Source organism: Prodigiosinella confusarubida (assembly GCF_002847015.1).
GTDB classification, from domain to species: domain Bacteria; phylum Pseudomonadota; class Gammaproteobacteria; order Enterobacterales; family Enterobacteriaceae; genus Prodigiosinella; species Prodigiosinella aquatilis.
The window spans coordinates 2137696-2158026 of the sequence record NZ_CP025085.1 but is presented as its reverse complement, the minus strand read 5'-3'; the positions used below and the strand labels follow the sequence as shown (position 1 = coordinate 2158026).

The 20331-nt window shown below is 45.3% G+C and carries 21 protein-coding genes and 1 tRNA gene; 7 read left to right on the top strand and 15 right to left on the bottom strand.

What is annotated here, in order from left to right:
- Positions 1–31: 31 nt before the first annotated feature.
- Positions 32–850, bottom strand: a complete 819-nt coding sequence (gene gspC / locus CWC46_RS10015) for a type II secretion system protein GspC (RefSeq protein WP_037381905.1) — start codon at positions 848–850, stop codon at positions 32–34.
- A gap of 1423 nt (positions 851–2273) precedes the next feature.
- On the opposite strand from gspC, the gene gspB reads away from it, so the two are divergent.
- Positions 2274–2909: a type II secretion system assembly factor GspB gene (gene gspB, locus CWC46_RS10010; RefSeq protein ID WP_021016728.1), complete on the top strand. Its 636-nt coding sequence runs from the start codon at positions 2274–2276 to the stop codon at positions 2907–2909.
- A 5-nt stretch (positions 2910–2914) separates the two neighbouring features.
- On the opposite strand, the gene gspS is transcribed toward gspB, so the two are convergent.
- Together gspS and alaC are read right to left on the bottom strand one after the other, a co-directional pair.
- Complete coding sequence (gene gspS / locus CWC46_RS10005; protein ID WP_021016729.1) at positions 2915–3316, bottom strand: type II secretion system pilot lipoprotein GspS; 402 nt, start codon at positions 3314–3316, stop codon at positions 2915–2917.
- Between the two features lie 146 nt (positions 3317–3462).
- Positions 3463–4698 (bottom strand): alanine transaminase, encoded by a 1236-nt coding sequence (gene alaC / locus CWC46_RS10000; protein WP_021016730.1) that lies wholly within the window; start codon positions 4696–4698, stop codon positions 3463–3465.
- A gap of 584 nt (positions 4699–5282) precedes the next feature.
- Here alaC and CWC46_RS09995 point away from each other — a divergent pair.
- The 6 genes from CWC46_RS09995 (at position 5283) to CWC46_RS09970 (ending at position 10184) form a co-directional block, all read left to right on the top strand.
- Positions 5283–5999: a GNAT family N-acetyltransferase gene (locus CWC46_RS09995; RefSeq protein ID WP_021016731.1), complete on the top strand. Its 717-nt coding sequence runs from the start codon at positions 5283–5285 to the stop codon at positions 5997–5999.
- Positions 6000–6184: 185 nt separating this feature from the next.
- Entirely contained in the window at positions 6185–6397 is a 213-nt protein-coding gene (locus CWC46_RS09990) for an Hha/YmoA family nucleoid-associated regulatory protein (protein ID WP_071790887.1), read from the top strand.
- A gap of 629 nt (positions 6398–7026) precedes the next feature.
- Positions 7027–8028 (top strand): N-acetyltransferase DgcN, encoded by a 1002-nt coding sequence (gene dgcN / locus CWC46_RS09985; RefSeq protein ID WP_021016732.1) that lies wholly within the window; start codon positions 7027–7029, stop codon positions 8026–8028.
- Positions 8025–9005 (top strand): N-acetyl-D-Glu racemase DgcA, encoded by a 981-nt coding sequence (gene dgcA, locus CWC46_RS09980; protein ID WP_021016733.1) that lies wholly within the window; start codon positions 8025–8027, stop codon positions 9003–9005. Before dgcN ends, dgcA begins: the two co-directional genes overlap by 4 nt.
- 41 nt (positions 9006–9046) lie before the next feature.
- Positions 9047–9907 carry a D-amino-acid transaminase gene (locus CWC46_RS09975; RefSeq protein WP_021016734.1) on the top strand — a complete coding sequence of 287 codons (861 nt, stop codon included), beginning with the start codon at positions 9047–9049 and terminating at the stop codon, positions 9905–9907.
- A gap of 200 nt (positions 9908–10107) precedes the next feature.
- Positions 10108–10184, top strand: a tRNA-Arg gene (locus CWC46_RS09970).
- 82 nt (positions 10185–10266) lie between these two features.
- Here CWC46_RS09970 and CWC46_RS09965 read toward each other — a convergent pair.
- The 12 genes from CWC46_RS09965 to CWC46_RS09910 form a co-directional block, all read right to left on the bottom strand.
- Positions 10267–10404, bottom strand: coding sequence for an isochorismatase family protein (locus CWC46_RS09965; protein ID WP_084297648.1), 138 nt, complete (start codon positions 10402–10404; stop codon positions 10267–10269).
- A gap of 217 nt (positions 10405–10621) precedes the next feature.
- On the bottom strand, positions 10622–10927 hold the full coding sequence (locus tag CWC46_RS09960) for a M24 family metallopeptidase (RefSeq protein ID WP_201797194.1): 306 nt from the start codon (positions 10925–10927) through the stop codon (positions 10622–10624).
- 85 nt (positions 10928–11012) lie between these two features.
- On the bottom strand, positions 11013–12260 hold the full coding sequence (locus CWC46_RS09955) for an MFS transporter (RefSeq protein ID WP_021016736.1): 1248 nt from the start codon (positions 12258–12260) through the stop codon (positions 11013–11015).
- A 191-nt stretch (positions 12261–12451) separates the two neighbouring features.
- Entirely contained in the window at positions 12452–13006 is a 555-nt protein-coding gene (locus tag CWC46_RS09950) for a hypothetical protein (RefSeq protein ID WP_021016737.1), read from the bottom strand.
- The gene (locus CWC46_RS09945; protein WP_021016738.1) at positions 13003–13536 is read right to left on the bottom strand and encodes a carbapenem self-resistance protein CarG family protein; all 534 of its coding nucleotides are present in this window, start codon (positions 13534–13536) and stop codon (positions 13003–13005) included. Before CWC46_RS09945 ends, CWC46_RS09950 begins: the two co-directional genes overlap by 4 nt.
- On the bottom strand, positions 13526–14401 hold the full coding sequence (locus tag CWC46_RS09940) for an SUMF1/EgtB/PvdO family nonheme iron enzyme (RefSeq protein ID WP_021016739.1): 876 nt from the start codon (positions 14399–14401) through the stop codon (positions 13526–13528). Before CWC46_RS09940 ends, CWC46_RS09945 begins: the two co-directional genes overlap by 11 nt.
- Positions 14395–14673: a 2Fe-2S iron-sulfur cluster-binding protein gene (locus CWC46_RS09935; protein ID WP_021016740.1), complete on the bottom strand. Its 279-nt coding sequence runs from the start codon at positions 14671–14673 to the stop codon at positions 14395–14397. The genes CWC46_RS09940 and CWC46_RS09935 overlap by 7 nt, the downstream gene beginning before the upstream one ends.
- Entirely contained in the window at positions 14674–15804 is a 1131-nt protein-coding gene (locus tag CWC46_RS09930; protein WP_021016741.1) for a proline dehydrogenase family protein, read from the bottom strand.
- A 54-nt stretch (positions 15805–15858) separates the two neighbouring features.
- On the bottom strand, positions 15859–16680 hold the full coding sequence (locus tag CWC46_RS09925; protein WP_021016742.1) for a TauD/TfdA dioxygenase family protein: 822 nt from the start codon (positions 16678–16680) through the stop codon (positions 15859–15861).
- Between the two features lie 12 nt (positions 16681–16692).
- Positions 16693–17445: an enoyl-CoA hydratase/isomerase family protein gene (locus CWC46_RS09920; RefSeq protein WP_021016743.1), complete on the bottom strand. Its 753-nt coding sequence runs from the start codon at positions 17443–17445 to the stop codon at positions 16693–16695.
- Between the two features lie 8 nt (positions 17446–17453).
- Positions 17454–18959, bottom strand: coding sequence for an asparagine synthase family protein (locus tag CWC46_RS09915; RefSeq protein ID WP_021016744.1), 1506 nt, complete (start codon positions 18957–18959; stop codon positions 17454–17456).
- Between the two features lie 203 nt (positions 18960–19162).
- Complete coding sequence (locus tag CWC46_RS09910) at positions 19163–19897, bottom strand: helix-turn-helix transcriptional regulator (RefSeq protein ID WP_021016745.1); 735 nt, start codon at positions 19895–19897, stop codon at positions 19163–19165.
- Positions 19898–20331 lie beyond the last annotated feature (434 nt).

The window sequence follows — 20331 nt, the reverse complement described above, 5'->3', positions numbered from 1 at the left end:
CCAGCGTTTTATTATTCCTTTAGCAAACACTTTACTCGTCTCCCCCAAGCTCTAAATAAATATCCTTCCGCTGCCCTTCCCGCTCTACTGTCACGGTGAACTCATGCACATCCAACATGCGTTCCATCGCTTTCTTGGCTTGCTTTTCGTCCCGCAAATCCAGGCCGTTCATCGCCACAGCCAGATCGTTGTCTTGAAAACCAACCCGATAGAATGCATCACTGTCTCTTCCAGGATTAAGTAAATAGCCGGAAAGTTTGTTGCTATCTGTCATCACAGGAGAAAAAGCGAGATAATCACTAATCGCTGCTGCAGGACGTTGTTGTAGTTGCTCCTTCAACTGCGCGATATCGGTTTGACCGCCCCGCTCCTGATCATATAAGCCCAACGCCTCATAGCGTCCCTGATACTGCAATATGATTTTATCCGACTGAATAGAGACAATCTTGGCATCATAGCCTGGTACCCGCTCACCGACGCCACGGCTAACCTGATGATTATCCTTACTAATAATAGCTATTGATCGGCCACTCTCGCGGCTGGCGACAACGCCAGTCAGACTTAATTTCAGAGAAGAAAGCGGTAGATTGTTCAATTGGACGGAATCCAGCCCGCCAGCCGTTTTAGTTTTTTCAGACGAGACACCAAATAATGTGAAAGCACCCAGCGTCACAGACTGCTGTTTAGCCTGTACCGGCATGACATGCGCAGCAGGCAGTGGCATATTTTGTGGTAATACCATCTGCCAGACTAACATCGCCAATTGCTGACAAATCAGTAACAGCAACACACAGAGCAAAGTACGCCTGATCACAAGCGGAGATACAGGTGGCAGTCGTGAAATTTTCATCTGCAAACATTGTCCCTATTTGTTCGCGGCCCTATTATTCCCCCACCCGCGGAGATGATATGAAGCAAAGGGTTTACTACATGGCAGGCATTCACAGGTGAAAACATCATCATGCTGCCTACCACTTCTGCTGTCTTATTGCATACTTGGATAATAATCCCGGTCGATATATATTTAATACGCTCCCCAATGAAACACATCCCGGTTTAAGGGGAAACCATAGACATATGCCATCACTGTATATCCATCACCAATAGAAATGGTGTTTAAGCAGTAATTGCAGATTCCCGTCACTAGAGCAAAAACCTCTTTATTTTTATGTAACACTCTTTTCTGGATATATACCCGTCATACTTCAAGCTGCAGGTGTGTTGGCTGCGTTCGTTTACCCGAATCACTTACCTGAGTAAGCTCATCGGGATTCACTCTCTTGCCGCCTTCCTGCAACTCGAATTATTTTGGGTATAGACTCACATTTAACCAAAAATCAGGAACAATCACCGAGATAAATCAATTGAGTTCTTCTTCGATATTAGTAATGCGACTGCGATCTAGAAACGGGTAATATCCTGATAATAAACACATGACACGTTCATTACAAACATTCACCATGTCTATAATCTGCTTTCATTAATCACAACATGAAAATATTAATTATTAGCAAACGCATAATTCAAATATGGTGTACTAAAAAACAGCAATATCATTATACTTATCGTTCGTTATTTTATACCCGTCATATGGTGTGTTGGTGTTGGCGTTGTTGTCCGATCTTCCAAGAACCACTATATACCCGTCATACTTCAAGTTGCAGGTGTGTTGGCTGCATTCGTTCACCCGAATCACTTATCTGAGTAAGCTCATCGGGATTCACTCTCTTGCCGCCTTCCTGTAACTCGAATTATTTTGGATATAGCCAGTATTGAAACTGGCTCTGTACACGTTTTTCACTTATTAAAATCAATAAATCATGTCAGTGCATCGGGAATCATTCACTGCTCTCCCCATGCACTTGAAATCTATCTGGCATACAGTGCCATATCATGGTTATAACGGTTTAATAACATCAAACAAAATAAAATGCCCATAAAATCCACTTATACCTATTGGCACAGATTTTCCGTTATCATCATTATCATAGGATGACAATAATATTATTGTTATCCTGATTCGACTATTTAACCTCCAACATTTTGTCTTACACACTGATTTTATTTAGCACTATAACTTAAAAAGAAACAACAAAAAAACAATATCAAAACATTGTTTCATTAAAACATATTGATGTATTTTTTTTGCGACAAAGCTCAAGTTTTTGCCGGTATTAATTACTAAGATAACAGTTTTTTGTCGAAATGAAGTTCAGGTCACACAAATGGTGTAAGAGACTTTTTAACGCTTCCCATTTTATTAAAAATAAGGCATGAAATGCTGCTGGCTCCTGCTGTTCTTGCCGTTTGCTTGGGATGAGCATCACATTGAGATAACGTTTGAGGTAGATGTGGATAAAACACCGGAAGTCAAATCATCAGCCACGGACGTTACCGCGGGTTATCGTATTCCCGGCTACCTGCTGGCAATTTACGCCACGCTGCTGATTTCTCTTGGATGGCTAAGTCATCAACGTTGGACGGAAATGGAAAATCCCCCGCTGATAGTTCCCACCACCGCTATTGCCGCGTCCATTCTGCCGCACACTGTTCAGGCTCAAAACACAACCGGCCGCCTGGTGGGAAACCTGACCCCCGCTCAAACACAGCATAAAAAAAACAGACTCCCGGTAAAGCACACCATCAATAATAGTGCGCTGAATACAGTGGAACCGGGGGAATTACCGCCGTTAATCTATAGCGCACATGTCTATACCTCTGGACAGAAACAGCGCAGCATTACGCTTAATCGGCAGCTTTATCATGAGGGAGACAGCCCGATAAAAGGATTGATTATTGAGCGAATTGAGCAGGATGTCACCGTGTTCAGCTTTAACGGTGAACCCGTTATCCTTGATGCACTGGAAGACTGGCCGGGAGGAAAGCCGGCAGCACCTCCCGCCGAATGACAATGTCACTTGTTACTGCGCATAGCCTCAATAAATGGTTCTAGCGAACGATTAAAAGCGGAGCACTGCGTTGCTTTCAATGTGCCATCTTTTAATAACCCTTGATACAGATTCGCGCTGAGTTGCGGCAATGCCTGGTAGTGACTGGTGTCCCACCCTTTCTGTTTCGCCAACTGTAATGCCGTTTTCTGCATAGTGTTATTATCTGGCAAATCACTGCGATTACATTGCAGCTTCAGATAATTGCCAGCTGCAATTAACGAGGCAAGTTGATTAATCTGCTCATTAACTGGCGTGTTCACTGCCTGATGACCAGAAGCCGGTTTCACCGGCGCAGAATGTTGGCACCCCACGACACTGAGACAAAATATACTGATAAACAAGATTTTCAATGGCGATAAGCGCATGACATGACTCGTCTTATTGGTTAAGTTCCATCTATTAGGGCTGATAGAAAAACACTATCACTTTACCGCTACAAGTAACGGTAAAGCACATCGTGATCAAACTATCAGAAAAATTTCTCTGCCGGCAAAAAAGGCTGTCGCACTACTTAATCAACCTTGGCAGCGCCTGAACGAAGCGCTGGCAACAAACCGTCCGCCCGGAACATAGCCTTGATTCCCCTGACTGCCTGGCGGATACGATCCTGATTCTCTATTAATGCAAATCGTACATGCGTATCGCCATAATCGCCAAAACCGATCCCCGGAGACACACAGACTTTCGCTTCAGAAAGCAGACGCTTGGCAAACTCCAACGATCCCAGGTGAGCATAGGCATCCGGTATTTTTGCCCACACATACATGGCAGCCTTGGGTTCATCGACCATCCATCCAGCTTCATGCAGACCACGCACCAACACGTTACGACGTTGCCGATATTGTTCGGCAATATCACGCACACACTGTTGGTCCCCTTCCAATGCTGCGATAGCAGCTACCTGCAATGGCGTAAAAGTACCATAATCGTGATAGCTCTTAATACGGGCCAACGCGTTGACCAGTTCGGCATTCCCCACCATAAAGCCGATTCGCCAGCCAGCCATGTTGTAGCTTTTGGATAGCGTGAAAAATTCAACCGCAATCTCTTTCGCACCCGGCACCTGCATAATGGACGGGGCCTTCCAGCCATCATAGACGATATCTGCATAGGCCAGATCATGGACTACCAATACATCATACTGCCTGGCCAGCGCCACCACCCGCTCAAAGAAATCCAGCTCAACACATTGCGCCGTCGGGTTTGATGGAAAACCCAAAATCATCATCTTGGGTTTGGGGATGCTTTCGCGGATTGCCCGCTCCAGTTCATTAAAGAAGTCCACACCTTCCACCAATGGTACAGAGCGGACCTGAGCACCGGCGATAACCGCACCATAGATATGAATGGGATAGCTGGGATTGGGCACCAATACCGTGTCGCCATGATCGAGTGTGGCCAACATCAAGTGCGCCAGCCCTTCTTTCGAGCCGATGGTCACGATCGCTTCACTTTCTGAATCAATGTCAACCTGATAACGATCGGCATACCAGCGAGAGATGGCACGGCGTAGCCGCGGAATGCCGCGGGATGTGGAATAACCGTGGGTATCCTCACGCTGCGCTACGGTACAAAGTTTTTCTACAATATGGGGTGGCGTCGGGCCGTCCGGATTACCCATACTGAAATCAATAATATCCTCGCCACGGCGACGCGCAGCCATTTTTAATTCAGCAGTGATATTAAATACGTAAGGGGGAAGACGATCGATACGAGTAAAACAACGCGGAGAATTGAAATCAGCCATAAGATCCTCGAAGTAACGTGAGCGCCCGGACCGTCCGAGCGACGCTGTAGCCCATTCAGAGCTGTCACTCAAACTATCTCAGATTACGCAGTCTGTCGATATCACTACCAACAAATTTTTATCTAAATCTCAGCTTTGGCGAAACTTTATTCTGCAAAATAACCTTTGGTAACGATACAAAGAATAATGTGTTGTATATCCATTTTTACAAAATGGTTAATAGGACAGTTGCCCCATATAAGCGATTGGTTGAGTCAAATTATCAGGGTAATGCTGTGCGTTGCAGAATATTGAGCCATCCCTTGCCCTGTATCATATTCAACACCATGAACAACGTGGATATTATCCAACGTGTGTATAGTCATTCGGATTATGTGCGATATATAAGGTAAGTGTTCCCGGTAATATAGCAATTTGATGGGGTTATTCTATGATCAACTGGATAGACCAAGTGGCAAAGCTTGCCTGTTTGCCGCTGGGAAAGGTATTGAATTGAGATAGATCCAGCCGAATAGGCGTGAAAATATTTTCTGGATGCTTTGTCTACATTTTTTATAAATTCGACAACACAGGTGGGCTTGATAATGACAGAAATAAATATTTATGGTCAAGAATTGGGCAAATCATTACCCGACTGGCAGGCTCGACCTCTCCCTCAAAAAATTATCCTCAGAGGAGACTATTGTCTTCTTGAGCCGATTGACATCAAGCATAGCCAGGATTTATTTGCCGCTTGGTACTGCATTGATGACGAGCGCGACTGGACCTACTTTCACATCAGAAGACCCATCACTATTAAGCAATGCGATCACTACATTGCTTCTCTTGCTCAAAGCAAGGATCCTCTTTTTTATGCAGTGATTAGCGCTTCCACAGGTAAAGCTGTGGGTTTTGTCGCTTTGCAACACATCGATCCAAATAATGGCGCTATAGAAATAGGGTGGATAAACTGGTCACCTTTGATGAAACGAACCTTATGTAGTACCGAGGCAATATATCTTTTGCTGTCTTATACGCTGGAAACGTTGCAATACCGGCGATGTGGGTGGAAATGTGACAGTCTGCATCAGAATGCGATTAATGCAGCAGAACGTCTGGGATTTAAATATGAAGGTACCCTCAGACAGACGCAGGTCTCCAAGGGGCATAGTCGTGACGTCCGCTGGTATTCGATCATTGATGACGAGTGGCCAGGGATCCGTCAGGCTATGCAACTTTGGCTAAACCCGGCTAACATGGACGAAATGGGTAAGCAAAAACAAAGTCTGGCTAAGTTTATGCCTCCGACAGGAGAACGTTAATCATTTTCTATAATGGTTAATCCTGAGCGAACAGGTTAAGCACCGGATTGCGATTACCCAGCGTGGGCAGTTCAGTTTTTTATAAGATGAAGAACCTATGGATAGTGGGCTCTTCAATCTGAAAAAACTGATTTTACATTTTATGTAAGAATAAACCATAAGGGGTAATTGATTATTATCATTAAATTCATTGGCAAAAAATAGACGCATCAGATCGAATAACTGGGGAAATACGCCTAACGAGTGACGACAAGGAAGAAAGATTTAACTCAGCAACAGATTATCGCTTGGCTGAATTAACCATGAATCGTATGTATAAAAAAAGCACCGACTTCGTCTGGTCATATGTCAAATGGTTTTATTTTATAAGATTGTTAAAATTAAAGTTAATTCAGTAAATTCTATAATGATTATGGTAATAAACACACCTCATTCTGTTATTTTAGATATAATCCTATTACTGCCTCAACAAGTAGAACAGATAAAGTACGGATAAAGAGAAAGGCGCGTTGAGAGGGTGTAATGTGGTTATTACATTACCTTTATATCATTACTTATCTTATCTGCATCCTTGAATAGACTCGAGTTCCCTCGATCTCAGACAATCACTGTCTCGCTGATATCAATTAACAAACTTAAAACAATATCAGGCATGCTTTATTTTAGGGCCCAATAATAAATCAACGCACCAAAATGGTGCATTTGATCATAAAACGGAAAATATAAAAATACTTAAAAATCAAACATATAATAAGAAACACATTTCATTACGAATCCTCTTTTTTATAAAAAACCGCAAAAAACAGATAAAATTAATTTATACAGCATAATAATCTTGTCAGATTTAAATTATTGGATTAAAAATCCATAAAAATACTATAATCTGATTTTATGAATTAGATAAGCAAGATGTATTGACATAAACAACTACATATATTATCAATTACACAATCTTTTTATACCCCAATAAAATCACCATCTGACCATGTTTCACTTATTCGCCCTATAACGTTTATGAGGAAAAAGAATGGATATTAAAAAGCCCTATTTGTTATTTCTTGGTGATGCCCACGATCAATTAGCCGCAAAAGTGGCTATCGGTATTAAACAATGGCATCCGGAATATTGTGTCGGACAATATCGTATGCCAGGTTGCCATGCCGATTGTGGATTGCCGGACGTCGATATTCACGCAGCACGGGCGGCCGGGGCACAAACGCTGGTCATTGGCGTGGCTAACCGGGGTGGCATTATTTCGGAACAATGGATTACCGTACTGAGTGAAGCATTGGAAGCCGGAATGGATTTGGCGGCCGGATTGCACAATAAGTTGGCCGATGTACCGGCATTAAGTGAACTGGCGACCAAACTCGGTCGTTCACTGTCTGATGTCCGCCATCCCACCGAGTCCTATCCTGTAGCCAACGGACGTAAACGTTCAGGGAAGCGATTATTACCGGTTGGTACCGACTGCTCCTGTGGAAAAATGTATACCGCGCTGGCCATCGAAAAAGAGATTCTCGCCCGTGGTGGCAAAGCCACATTCAGAGCAACAGGGCAAACCGGTATTCTTATCAGCGGTGCGGGTATCAGCATTGACGCGGTGGTTTCCGATTTCATCGCCGGTGCAGTAGAAACCCTTACACCGGCAAATGATGCCGACCACTGGGATGTTATCGAAGGGCAAGGTTCTCTGTTCCACCCTTCTTTTGCGGGCGTTACCACCGGTATCATTCATGGGGCTCAGCCTGATGCACTGGTACTTTGTCATGAACCGACCCGCAAAACCATGCGCGGCGTCGATTACCCGATCCCCGATTTGGCTGACTGTATGGCATTGAACCTTGCCATGGCCCGATTAACCAACCCTGATTGCCGATTTGTCGGTATCTCGGTCAATACGGCGGCACTTAGCGACGAGGAAGCCATACTGTTAATGACCAATATCGAAAACAAACTGGGACTTCCCACGGTGGATACTTTCCGTCAAGGCGTTGGGCGCATTGTGGACCAATTGGCAACAATATGAAATCAATAGAATTCTTTCATGAGAGCTGGCCACTGAGTCATGTTTTTACCATTTCGCGTGGCAGTAAAAAGCAGGCTGATGTCGTGACGGTAGCCCTGCATTCCGGCGACCTGACCGGATATGGTGAGTGCGTTCCTTATGCTCGATATGGTGAATCAATAGAGAGTGTAATGGAACAACTCTCCTCGCTCACCAGCGATTTGCGCAATGATATGGACAGGGAAACATTGCAAACCCGGCTTCCGGCAGGTGCAGCCCGCAACGCTCTCGACTGTGCGTTCTGGGATATGGAATGTAAACAGCACCAACAGCGGATCTGGCAACGATTGAACTATCCTAATCTCACCACGTTGGAAACGGCTTATACTTTGTCGTTGGATACACCGGAGCATATGTATCGGGCTGCGCAACAGCATGCCCATCGTCCATTACTGAAACTGAAACTGGCTGATAAAGACGATCTGGCGCGCGTCGCCGCCGTACGTAAAGGCGCCCCCCTCGCCCGACTGATCGTCGACGCGAATGAAGGCTGGGACGCCACATTGTATACCTTACTGGTTCCTGAATTGGCACAGCTCGGCGTCACAATGATCGAACAACCGCTTCCCGCTGGAAAAGATGCCATTCTGGCGACATTGCCTCATCCGATACCTATCTGTGCCGATGAATCGTGCCATGACAGTCAGTCATTGGACAAGCTGCTGGATTGTTATGACATGATAAACATCAAGTTGGATAAAACCGGTGGTCTGACTGAAGCGCTTCGCTTACGCGCACTTGCCCTGAATAAAGGGATGCAGATCATGGTTGGCTGTATGGTCAGCACGTCACTTTCCATAGCCCCGGCATTTATGGTGGCACAAGGAGCGAGTGTGGTTGATCTCGACGGCCCGTTGTTACTACAACGCGATCGTGACGCAGGTCTGCAATATAACAGCAGCACCATGTTGCCGCCGCAAGCTGCCTTATGGGGATAACGCACATCGTCGTGCATTGAATAATGATCAGGAGTATTGTGATGCAACGTATTGTTTATGTTGATGGGAAGTTTGTCGAAGAGCAGAATGCCACGGTATCCATCTTTGACCGCGGCTTTCTCTTCGCTGATGCCGTCTACGAGGTAACCTCGGTAATTCATGGAAAACTGGCGGAGTTCGACGGCCACATGGCGCGTTTGCAGCGCTCCTGCCATGAGCTGTCACTACCTTTACCGATGTCGGTTGACGAGTTGAGAAATATCCACCAAACCTTGATCGAAAAAAATCAGTTGCAAGAAGGTGGTATCTATTTGCAACTCAGTCGGGGTAATGCGGGCGATCGTGATTTTCACTTCCCGCCTGCCGATGTGAGACCTACGCTGGTGCTGTTTACCCAGGCCCGCGCCATATTCGACAATCCCAAGGCCGAAAGTGGCCTGCATGTGGTGACCAGTCCTGATATTCGCTGGCATCGCCGTGATATAAAAACAGTGAGCCTGCTGGCGGCCTGCCTGGCAAAAGAGTATGCCCACTCCCGGCATGCGGATGACGCCTTCATGGTTGAGAATGGTTTCATTACCGAAGGCAGCTCTTGCAACTGCTACATCGTTCTGGCCGATAAAACCATCGTCACTCGCCCGCTCAGTAACGATATTCTGCATGGCATTACCCGCCAGTCACTGTTGAAACTGGTCGAGCAGGACCACCTTAGTCTGGAGGAACGGTGTTTCACGCCAGAAGAGGCTTACCATGCCAGTGAAATTTTCATTAGTTCCGCGACCACATTTGTGCTGCCGGTTGTCAGCCTGGACGACAAAATCATTGGTGATGGAAAACCGGGGCCAATAACCCGTCGGTTACGAGAAATTTATATTGAGATGGTGCTCAAGCAAGTGAAGTAACGCTGCTTAACCGCCATCTGTAGTACAAAGATGGCGACGCCTTATCAGTCATTATCCCCTTCGCCGGTGGCGTATTTGTTCAGGGATTGGCCGTATGGTCTGAATCACACGCCAATACATTGACTCACCGGGACGGGTGGGTATAATCCAGCCCACTGTTATCTATTTAACAATCGTATATTCAACAGTATCCGCGTAAAGCGCCCTTAGCTCAGTTGGATAGAGCAACGGCCTTCTAAGCCGTAGGTCACTGGTTCGAATCCAGTAGGGCGTACCATCTTTTCTTCTATTCTCTTCTTTCAAAGTCTGCTTTTTCTTTGCAATTCAGCATATACACTTCTACAATCGCGCCAGCCTCATCATAGATCTTTCAAATTCTCTACCGAAACGACCCCGGCAATCGTCGCCAGAACTTTCATGGACTCCCGATGCTCTTCTTCAGAACTGGCCGCACAGGCATCCTCGACCACCATGATGGTATAATCACGGTCATGCATATCGCTCGGGTCGATTTACGCTTGTAGGTTGCGTTAGACCGCCGGCGTCACGAAACCGCTCTCCTTCAGTCGACGAAGGAACGCCGTGAGAAAGGACGGCGGCTTGACTATAAAGAAGCAACCGTCCTACCTGGAGCGAGAGTGCATAGATGCGATAATTCCTTGTTTTAAAATATCTTATTTTTAAAAACCGGTGTCCGTTTTCCCCGGATAAACGCTAAGCATGCATCAATCGTGTCGAGTTGCTGTTGAGCTCAATCCCGCCGTTCTCGCCGACGATAACGGTCCCGCCGAGATTGATCACTCGCCGACCGATGCCGTAGTTGGGCTCAAGGGAAAATACCATTCCGGCTTCGAGTACCCGGTCGGTGCCCATCGACGGGAATGGCAGCACTTTTCCATAACGGGCCATCTCAGGCAGGTCAGTGATACGCTCGCCCGCGCCGATCATGTTATATGGCGTCAGCGAATGAATGAGGGGATGAACTTGCCAGCAGACCCACCCGCGCATCGCTGAGCTCATTTTATTACCGACGTCCGCCGACCACTTCAGGACAGCTATTTCTTCATCACTCTTGAGCGAGTACGATCCATAACTCCAGCTACCGTTACTTTCCGACTCTCGGGAAGAAGATCAGCGCGCCTACGGCACACAATGCCGAAACCAACCAGACTGAACTCCAGGTGGCAAAAACCAGCAACCAGGGAATGGCTATCGGGGTGATAAACATAACGATAAACGCGCTGGTATTTCCCATCGCCAACGCCGTACCGGCACGTTTAACGCCAGCCATTGATGCCAGCTCGGTATAGGCCACACCGTGCCAGGCAGAAACCACTACGCCCGAGAACACAAACAGGGCCACCAGCAACCCGGTAGACAGGGATCCATTCTGCATACCCGGCCAGTAATGGACCAGTAAACCAAGCGCAGCAAATGCCACAATACTCATTGCGGTACAGGTTCTCAGATAATTTTTACGGTTCTTGTTTTTGTCGGTCCAACGACCACTCCAGATACGGAAAACTATCGCTCCAGCCTGGATCACGGCCAGACTAACCGATACCAACATCATGTCCAGATGGGCAAAATCATGCAGAAATACTGAGCCGAAGGTCAGTAAAGCCAACTGTGGGACGCACAAAAAGCCGATGGCCAACACAATTTTCCAGACAGCAATATCATGCAGCGGCCCCTTACTTACCTGAAACTGAATCCCCGCTGCCATGCTGGCATGATGCTGGGGATCCGGTTCATGCAACCATAACCAGGCATAATAGCCGGCAACCACACACAATATCGCCGCCACGATATACATCACCACAAACCCGTAATTTGCCGCCAGAAAAGGCAGCAGCAGAGCACCAAGGCCATAGCCCATTGGCACGGCAGTTTGACGGATACTCATTGCCAAACCGCGCTCGCCTTCCTGAAACCAAGCCATGATTGCCCGCCCACTGGAACCATTGACACTACTGCCCAGTAATCCAATCGCCAAAACGCCTGCAATCAACAGACCATAAGCGGGAATAAAATCAGTATATGGCGCAGCAAACGCCGCCATTAATAGCAACATCACCGCAGTGCTGAACAGTCCAGTCAACAATACTGGCCTATCTCCCCAGCGATCGGTGAGCAGTCCCCACGGCAGCTCACTGAGCGCAATTCCAAGCCCTAACATCCCCAACACAAATCCCAGTTCAGCATTGGTAATGTGGTAGCCGGAGCGCACAAACACCGCAGTCGCCGGCAGACCGCCCACGATCATCGAAAAGCAGACATTCGCTATTACGCCAATACCCAGCACTTTCCAACGATGGCGGTTGCCACGCAGCACAGTTACGGCATCAGTCATGGTAGATACTCCAGATCTTCGGTCCAGTAGCCGGGACAACGACTATCGGTGGACATAAACCAACGGGTGTGTTCACAGTGTGTGCCAATGACATAAAGCGGCCGAACAGGTTGCCCATCGCAGCCAATGGGATGAACAAAGAGAGATGCAATAATAAGTGTCAAGCGGACATCTTACCTGCTCGTTAGCGATCAATAATCCAGCTCAACCGGTGTAGGGTAATCTTGTAGTTTGGCCGCGCCACCCAGGGTTTCGCGGATAGTAGCGGTGTAACGTATCTTATCCATTCCGTTCACCAGATTATCCAGCTCACTAAAAGCAAAACGTAGCGAACGATTTTGAGCCCAACGTTCTAGCGGCTCCAGGCGGTAGTAGAAATAGACCACCGTCAACTCGCGGTTAATGTGATCGACTTTTTCAATACGTGTGACATGCATTCGGCCGTAACATAAGTCACCATATTTCCGCCAGTTTTTCGCCCCAAGAGGAGTCAAATTATAAATTATTTTTTTGCCCTCCTGAGTCTTTCGTGCCAGCCGTGCATCCACCAGCGCATTCAGGCGACCGCTGACCCAGGGCGAATCATGAGTATGACTGTTCACCGGCCACGCTCTTTCTCCCAAACACAGTGGCGGCTCTGCACCAAAAAAATCCTGAAGTAATTGCCGGTAGGTATTACTGTCATTTTTTGCCAACGCATCACCAGAAAACAGCGACATCAAGAGCATCAGGGGGTAGATTTTCATCTTGTTAACATTGCCTCATCAACTTCCTGATAAGCTTCATCGGCCGACTGATAGGAGCGTTGGGCTGTTACGGTCTTACTCATCGACCATTCATAGAGTGGCACGCCGGGATCATCTCGCGAAACCTTGAAACGATAAATCGTTAGTGAAACTTTGCCGACATCGAATAAATCTTCCTCTGTCTTCCTCGCCGTCACTAGATAATAGTGTTTTTTTATCTTGAACAGCCGATTATCCTGAACAAGAAAATCAGCGCTGGCAGACAATCGATAATCAAACCAGGTGAATTCGGAACTATTTGTTACCGGCATGATGCTGTATCCACCATCCGGACGATGGATAAAAAAGGTGAGCCCAAGATTGGGATGCGATGTATTGTTATCAAACTGCGCCAGAACGACGTAATCCTTTAACCCATCTTGGTTTATATCCAATTGATTGACGCCATTTTTCAGCGTTACCGGTGTCAAAGCATAGGCGTTTGCGCAGCTAATAAGCAGGGCAAATAAGCAGAAGCATTTATTTATCATCGATCGGCCTCACCAAACGAAAACCAATATCAGACATGGCAAAACCGGGAGTATGTACATCGCAACTCGCTAATGAACCAACCCGATCCATATAGCTTCCACCGCAAAAGTAGTACATCTTTTTGCCGCCCTTTACCGCGTAATTCTCATTCAACCACTCAGAAACATTACCGCTCATATCATACAGACCCAGCGAATTTGGTTGTTTAGAGGCCACGGGTAGCGTGCTGAATGTCTGGGTTCCTGATACCGGGAGGTTTGCAACACTCGCTGGTTGGTCTTTACCTGCATAGCGGCTGCCATAGGTTCCATCGCTCAATCCTTTATTTCCTCCTCTGGCCGCTACCTGCCACTCTGCTAGCGTAGGCAAGCGATAGCCCGATGCCTGAGGATTTTCTCGTATACCGCGGTCGGTACCCTCTTCTGGCGGAATTTTCAGTGCCTGGCCGTCGGCGGTAACATAATAGGGTTGTAAGTTGTGCTGGGCACTTAATGCATTGGCGAAAATAACCGCGTCCCACCAGGAAACATTAGTGACAGGATGCCGACCGCCGTCTTTTTCTGATGGCCAGCAGTCTTCAAACGTAGCGCCGTTACAACCACCACTTATTTGATAACCTCGCGTCTCCGCCCATGCTTGCAATGCCTGATATTGGTGATACGTAACTTCCGTTCTCATGATAGAAAACGGTGTCAGATGCGTGTTGGCGTGGGCTGCATAATCCTCTTTACCAAAAACGAGGCCGACATAGAAATCCCCCCCGTCTACGTTTACTTCATCTATCGGTAATATTTCTCCGTGGGCGCTACCCACATTTTGGAAAGTGAAAAGTAGCAAAAAATAAGCAATACGATTTTTCAACATGACGACCCAGGTTCAATTTCGAGGTGAGTGAGTGGTATAGAGCAGCATGGCAAGATATATCCGCTAGCAATGTCGTTGCGCGATATACCGCCGGAGTGATCCATTTTGACTTTACCGGCCGTGAGACGCACTTTACATACGCCGCAATGACCAGCGGCACATCGGTAGGGAAGCTTAACGCCAGCCTCATAGGCTGCACTCAGAATAGTTTCATCTGATGACAGTAAAAACGTAGTATTGGAATTAATTACCTTACATTGATAATCAGCCATTTATACTCCTCCGGCCAAACGTCGCAGTAACTCCTTCTGCAGGAGTTTATTTTCTTTTTTAAACGTTGCCGTGGCAATCGCATTTTCTTCGATTCGCCGCAATAAATAGGGTAACGACTTATCAAGAGGACCATAAGGTAGGTACTTACACACACGAAATTCCAGGCACGATAAGGAATAAGTGATGTGGTCTCCCAGGCCGTACAGTTGCCCCACCCAGACCTGGTGAGCATGTAGCACTTCACTTTTCATAATACGAGACAGACTGTCTTCATTATGTGTAGCGAAGAAGGGTGAAATCCTGTCAAGGCGTGGTGAAATATAGTCAATGGCTGCGTTATAACTGCGATCCGTTTCTTGCTTGGTGGAAAAGCAGCACGCGCCACCATTAACTTTTTTTTCTTCTTCCAGATAAGCACCACGCACAACCTTCACGCCTAATACGAAATCATATAAACAGGCCTCCTGGTAATATTCATCAAGAAGGCGCAATTGGTCTTTCAGATAAAATTGCAACGTTAGCGTAATGGTGGCGGTTCTGACATTAAACACGCGCATCATATTCAACACCAACCGATCCACTGCCGGCTGAATGGCTGTTTGCTCGGCATCAACCATTACCCGGACGTTGTGAGCTTCGGCGTATTCGAAAATACGGCGGTATCGAGCCTCAATTCCAGCCCATTCTTCATCTGACGAGGCGTTCAGCACAGATGCCCTACTCTGTCTGGCATATATTGCCGAGCGCCCTAGTGAAGAGGGCTTGATGACCACAAATGGAATACTTTCCATTTTTTGTGACATGTCGATTAAACGCAGGGTATTCTCCACAGCGTAATCAAACTGTGCTTCATCGTTTTCACCTTCGACTGCATAATCGAGGATACTTGAGATACCCGCTTGCGCCAGATTAACAGCGGTCTGTTTTACTTCATCTAACGTCTGACCACCAAAATAGATGTCATTAATTAATGAAAACAGTTTCCCTTTAGGTCGAGATAGATATTTTTTCAGGAAAAGAAGTGAGAATTTACGTGTCAATTTATGAGTAAGCGTTTTTGTTGATAAATATTTAAAAAGTAGTTCACTTGAAGAGTAACGTTTATAGATTATGGCGAGATCTTTGTTCATTTTTATTCCCAGAGAATAACCTTCCGGCGCATAAATACACCGGAAAGAGGTGGATCAAAGATCAGCTGTTTGTCCGCGATAGAGTCGACGCAAAATATTATCGTCGTTAAATTCTTCACGTTCGTGAATCACGCGGCGGTTATCCATGATGAGCAAATCACCATCTTCCCAGAAATGTTTGTAGAAATAGCGGGGTTGCTTGAAGAACGTTTCTAATTCCTTAAAGAAAGTTCGGGTTTCCTGGTCGCTGAAACCGACGATACGCGGTTCCCAACTAGCTGGCTGCCCTTCATCAAATGGGAAATAAACAAGCATCTTTCTCACCCAGCCGAGATCAGTGAAAACGGGTACCTTAAACCACCCCGCAGGTGATACATCAACATAATATCCTCGTTCTAAAACGCGAACTTCAAAGGTCTCTTCCTCAAGTACGCGTAATAAGTGAGCGGGCATTTCCTGGCAAGCAAGGACATGATCACATACCGTAGTCGCGCCTCGGAATTTCACGTTTTTGATCTCTGCTGCATACAGGAATACCTGATCAACTTGAGAAAGCAGTAGGCCACCATCGGCATGAAAAGGTAATTGACCACGTCCTGTGACAATTTTACCTTTCTCCCCTTCCAGCTTTAGTGTGTCCCGATAACCAAACCCCACACCGATTTTCTCGTCCGCATACTCTACGATAGTGCCATAGGCAGAATAAATATCGCGAAAGGTATCGGCATCAATATCCAGGTTTTTAACCACCACAAATCCCTGCCGCATCAGCAGTTTTTTTATGGTTTCAGTTTTTGCTTCCAGAAAATCTTTATGATCGATATAAGCACCAAAACCAGATGCCATGATCGGATTAAATTTCACATTGTTATCCATTACCCTCTCCTTTTAATATTTTTCGCCTAGCACTTCTTTAAAATGATGTTGAGCATCTCTCGCCTGAAAAGCCGCTTTGTGAACCCATTTCGACGCTTCGCGCGTTTCTTCAAGTAGACTGATAAACGGTTGATTTACTGTTTTCTTTGTATTGCGATACGCAGCAACTGGATAATTTGCCATGCTTTCCGCTCGCTTAATGGCGATATCCAGCAGCACCTCGCTGTCCACGATTTGATTAACCAGCCGGTAGTCAATACAGCGTGTCGCATCAAGCGATTGACACTCATAAATGATCTCTTGCATCGTGCTAAAGCCATGGGTAAATCCCAGAATTGCCGCACCGACGGAACAACCGATGCCATGTTTTAATTCTGGCATGACAAAATTCGCCGTTTTTGACATTAATCTTTGGTCAAACATCAGGGCAAACTGGAATCCCATACCGATGGCATAGCCATCAATGGCGGCCAACGTTGGTTTATTTACGTTCAGTACGGCTTCATACAGATCGATAACTCTATCAATCCAGGCTTCAATATCGCGGCTATGGGACAGTTGTTTAACCTCATTGAAATCACCGCCAGCAGAAAAAGAACGGCCAATTCCGCCATATACCACCACGGCTCGCACAGCATCGTCATCATTGGCTCGGGCAAGTGCTTCCTTGACACAATTTTCAAGTGAACGGCTGAAAGGATTATGCTCATTAGGATGGTTCAGCGTAATTAACCTAACCGCTCCTCGGTTTTCTTCTAATACCATAATTATTCCTAATTAATCAAAGCGCTAAGTTGTGATGGAGTGACTTCATCGATGGTCAGTCTCCGCTGTAGAAATGCTTTATAAACACGGTAGGTAAAACGGCTCTTGACCTGATAATTATCGACATGGGATCCAAGGACATTGGCAAACGCCTGATTAACCGATGATCCTTCATGGATACCTATTTTCTTTCTCCAAACGATTTCTTTCGGTAGCAGTTGAAGCGTATCGGCATAGTCACGCAGGATATTTTTGACTTCATTGTCATAAATTTTGTAATCAGGCTCCAGCGTATGGCAGAGGGCAATCAGATGATTCGTCCAGAAGGGGTGACGAACATCAATTCCATAATGGCTAGCGCCATGTGTTGAAAACTCCCCAGTCCAACGGGTGCGATAAACTTGCTCGGATAGGAGTTGGTTAGGATTATCGTATTGCATGCCGGGTTTAAGAATGCCGCCAAACAGTAAGTCAGAGCCATAACCCGTCAGCATGCATTTCACCTGCCCCTGTGCCTGCCGATAGACATTAAATAAACCCGACTGAATTTCAGCAGATAAACCATCAAAAATTTCGTTGTGGTAAATAGACTCGATAATGCCGTTGATAACCTCGGCTTCGGAAAGAATCTTCACCTGATGGTGAGTTCCCAAAGCATCAGCTACCTGTTGAGAGAACGTAAACTCGTTGCTAAGTTCTGTCCCAATCGAATACGTATTAAGCTGTTTAAAACGACGGCTGGCCATGGCGGTGACGAGACTAGAATCGAGGCCACCCGAAAGGGGAATTCCTACCGTGTCATAACATTGGGATAATTCGTCGAGAGGGGCGGTAAGGTAACGTTCGATCAGACCAAGAAGGATTTTGCGGTGCAGGTACAAGGTGTGATTACTGGATGGGCTAACCAGTGCTTTGCAGTTATTAAATAAATAACCTTCACTATCATAGGTAATGACATTGATTGAACCCGGTTTCAGACGCTGAGCATTTTTTATGGGTGTATAATCATCAGCCTGCAGAGAACGCTGACAAACCCGATCTTCACTTTCAAAATATAATGCGTTCTCATCTTCAACCGTAGTCACAAATTTTAGACAATTAGTAACCCAATTTTTTCCCGCTTCTACAACATGAACAGGTGAGAAACCCCGTGAATCGGTCACCAAGGTCAATTCACCTTGAGGATCCTCAATCAAGAAGCAGAATTCTCCTTCTGCCATCGCAAGCGCCCCTTCACCAAGACGCATATACAGCAGAGCCAGTAAAGCGGCATTATTTGCGGTATAGGCTTCCCCATCCCACACTCCGGCTACCGTTTTCAGAAAATCTGGATTGTAGAGTGTGCCAATAAGATAAGCAGTCCCTTTTTCAAAAGGGAATTTATGGTAGGGTGTATTTTGACCTATATAAAGATACCCGCTATGTAATACTTCACCTTTGCCACTAAAGGATTGTTGAAGTTTGTCTATATCGGCATCTGTTCCTTTATAAATGACACAAAAACCATTGCTCACAGTGATATACCTTATATGACGAAGAGATCGATTTTTAATTCTGCGTTAATTATAACTAATCAGATAAAAAAACAACCTTCGTAAAAGAATAGTCTGAAAATATTATTGGTATAGGTGATACTATTCTTTTATATAGGTAATAGATGTACAGCATCATCTAAAGGTTGGTCAGCCATATAACGAAATATAAGTATTAAAATATACTATATTGCAACCAATTTTCTGGTCATGAGAGATCCCGTAAAGGCTCGAAACAGATTGAGCTCAAGTGCTTTGCTTATGGCATGGCGAGAATTAATGACATTAAGTTTTCTGACAGAGTTATTGATATGGAATTTCACTGTTGCTTCACTGATACCCAGTGTTCTGGACACCTCTTTATAAGTATTCCCTCTACTGACCAAGAAAAGTACTTCTGTTTCACGTGGTGTAATCAATGCACTTTGCAAGCAATCCAAGGGCGCCGTTTTACCTTTAACGAAGTGTTTATGTTTCATTGCTTTTTCGTGAGTAGTCACTAACAACATTTGTAAATCATTCTCTCTGTTCTTTATAAAATCCTCAAAATCATTTTTTTCATCATTGTTAGCAATAGTCAGGATCGCCAGATTGTTATCATGGTCGTGAAGAACAAATGTGTAACCTACAGTGATGTCATGCTCCCTTAGATACATGGCAACATCTTCATTTTCGGACCGTAATACAGCGAGATCGTTATCATCCCAGGAAAATGGAGTTACTCTTTTTAAAGAGTAATGTATAACAGGATCATTGATAAAAAGTTTATTATCAATATAGGTATCAATACATTTTTGGGGGTAGTTAGAAATAAAAACAGGATTTGATAAAGAAGATTTATCCATCATAAAGTAAGCGAATAAAACATTCCCATAGGCCTTTAGCTTTCTTTCTATAAAATAACTGATCTCTTTATTCATCAACAATATTCCCAGAAAATATTAGTAAAAAACGCGAGAATTACCGATATTTTCCCTGATAAAACAAGCCCAGTCATTATTATTGATATGTAACATCATGACTCTAATGGTTACCAACCATATCAATGCATAAACAATTCGTCAACATTTTATATTCATATTAACTAAACACACCTTAAATAATTCGAATCACAGGGAGGCGGCAGTCAAGTCAATCCCCAGGTGCTGGTATAAGTAAGTAACTGAAGTGAGTAAAAGCGACCAGCACAAACACATTGACAACGTAAAGTATGCTGAGGATAAAATGATTATCACCAATAACAATTAATGGATTTATTATTTATTTTGCAATGTTTTTATTAACACTCTGTTGGTAATATAGGCATGTTGCAACGAAAAAGGAGAGGCTGATATGGTAATATAAATTTCATAAT

What these genes read in the sequence shown, in the direction of transcription:
- gspC (WP_037381905.1), bottom strand. Translation starts at nt 850, where the DNA reads ATGAAAATTTCACGACTGCCACCTGTATCTCCGCTTGTGATCAGGCGT.
- gspB (WP_021016728.1), top strand. Translation starts at nt 2,274, where the DNA reads ATGAAATGCTGCTGGCTCCTGCTGTTCTTGCCGTTTGCTTGGGATGAG.
- gspS (WP_021016729.1), bottom strand. Translation starts at nt 3,316, where the DNA reads ATGCGCTTATCGCCATTGAAAATCTTGTTTATCAGTATATTTTGTCTC.
- alaC (WP_021016730.1), bottom strand. Translation starts at nt 4,698, where the DNA reads ATGGCTGATTTCAATTCTCCGCGTTGTTTTACTCGTATCGATCGTCTT.
- CWC46_RS09995 (WP_021016731.1), top strand. Translation starts at nt 5,283, where the DNA reads ATGACAGAAATAAATATTTATGGTCAAGAATTGGGCAAATCATTACCC.
- dgcN (WP_021016732.1), top strand. Translation starts at nt 7,027, where the DNA reads ATGGATATTAAAAAGCCCTATTTGTTATTTCTTGGTGATGCCCACGAT.
- dgcA (WP_021016733.1), top strand. Translation starts at nt 8,025, where the DNA reads ATGAAATCAATAGAATTCTTTCATGAGAGCTGGCCACTGAGTCATGTT.
- CWC46_RS09975 (WP_021016734.1), top strand. Translation starts at nt 9,047, where the DNA reads ATGCAACGTATTGTTTATGTTGATGGGAAGTTTGTCGAAGAGCAGAAT.
- CWC46_RS09965 (WP_084297648.1), bottom strand. Translation starts at nt 10,404, where the DNA reads ATGCATGACCGTGATTATACCATCATGGTGGTCGAGGATGCCTGTGCG.
- CWC46_RS09960 (WP_201797194.1), bottom strand. Translation starts at nt 10,927, where the DNA reads ATGAGCTCAGCGATGCGCGGGTGGGTCTGCTGGCAAGTTCATCCCCTC.
- CWC46_RS09955 (WP_021016736.1), bottom strand. Translation starts at nt 12,260, where the DNA reads ATGACTGATGCCGTAACTGTGCTGCGTGGCAACCGCCATCGTTGGAAA.
- CWC46_RS09950 (WP_021016737.1), bottom strand. Translation starts at nt 13,006, where the DNA reads ATGAAAATCTACCCCCTGATGCTCTTGATGTCGCTGTTTTCTGGTGAT.
- CWC46_RS09945 (WP_021016738.1), bottom strand. Translation starts at nt 13,536, where the DNA reads ATGATAAATAAATGCTTCTGCTTATTTGCCCTGCTTATTAGCTGCGCA.
- CWC46_RS09940 (WP_021016739.1), bottom strand. Translation starts at nt 14,401, where the DNA reads ATGTTGAAAAATCGTATTGCTTATTTTTTGCTACTTTTCACTTTCCAA.
- CWC46_RS09935 (WP_021016740.1), bottom strand. Translation starts at nt 14,673, where the DNA reads ATGGCTGATTATCAATGTAAGGTAATTAATTCCAATACTACGTTTTTA.
- CWC46_RS09930 (WP_021016741.1), bottom strand. Translation starts at nt 15,804, where the DNA reads ATGAACAAAGATCTCGCCATAATCTATAAACGTTACTCTTCAAGTGAA.
- CWC46_RS09925 (WP_021016742.1), bottom strand. Translation starts at nt 16,680, where the DNA reads ATGGATAACAATGTGAAATTTAATCCGATCATGGCATCTGGTTTTGGT.
- CWC46_RS09920 (WP_021016743.1), bottom strand. Translation starts at nt 17,445, where the DNA reads ATGGTATTAGAAGAAAACCGAGGAGCGGTTAGGTTAATTACGCTGAAC.
- CWC46_RS09910 (WP_021016745.1), bottom strand. Translation starts at nt 19,897, where the DNA reads ATGAATAAAGAGATCAGTTATTTTATAGAAAGAAAGCTAAAGGCCTAT.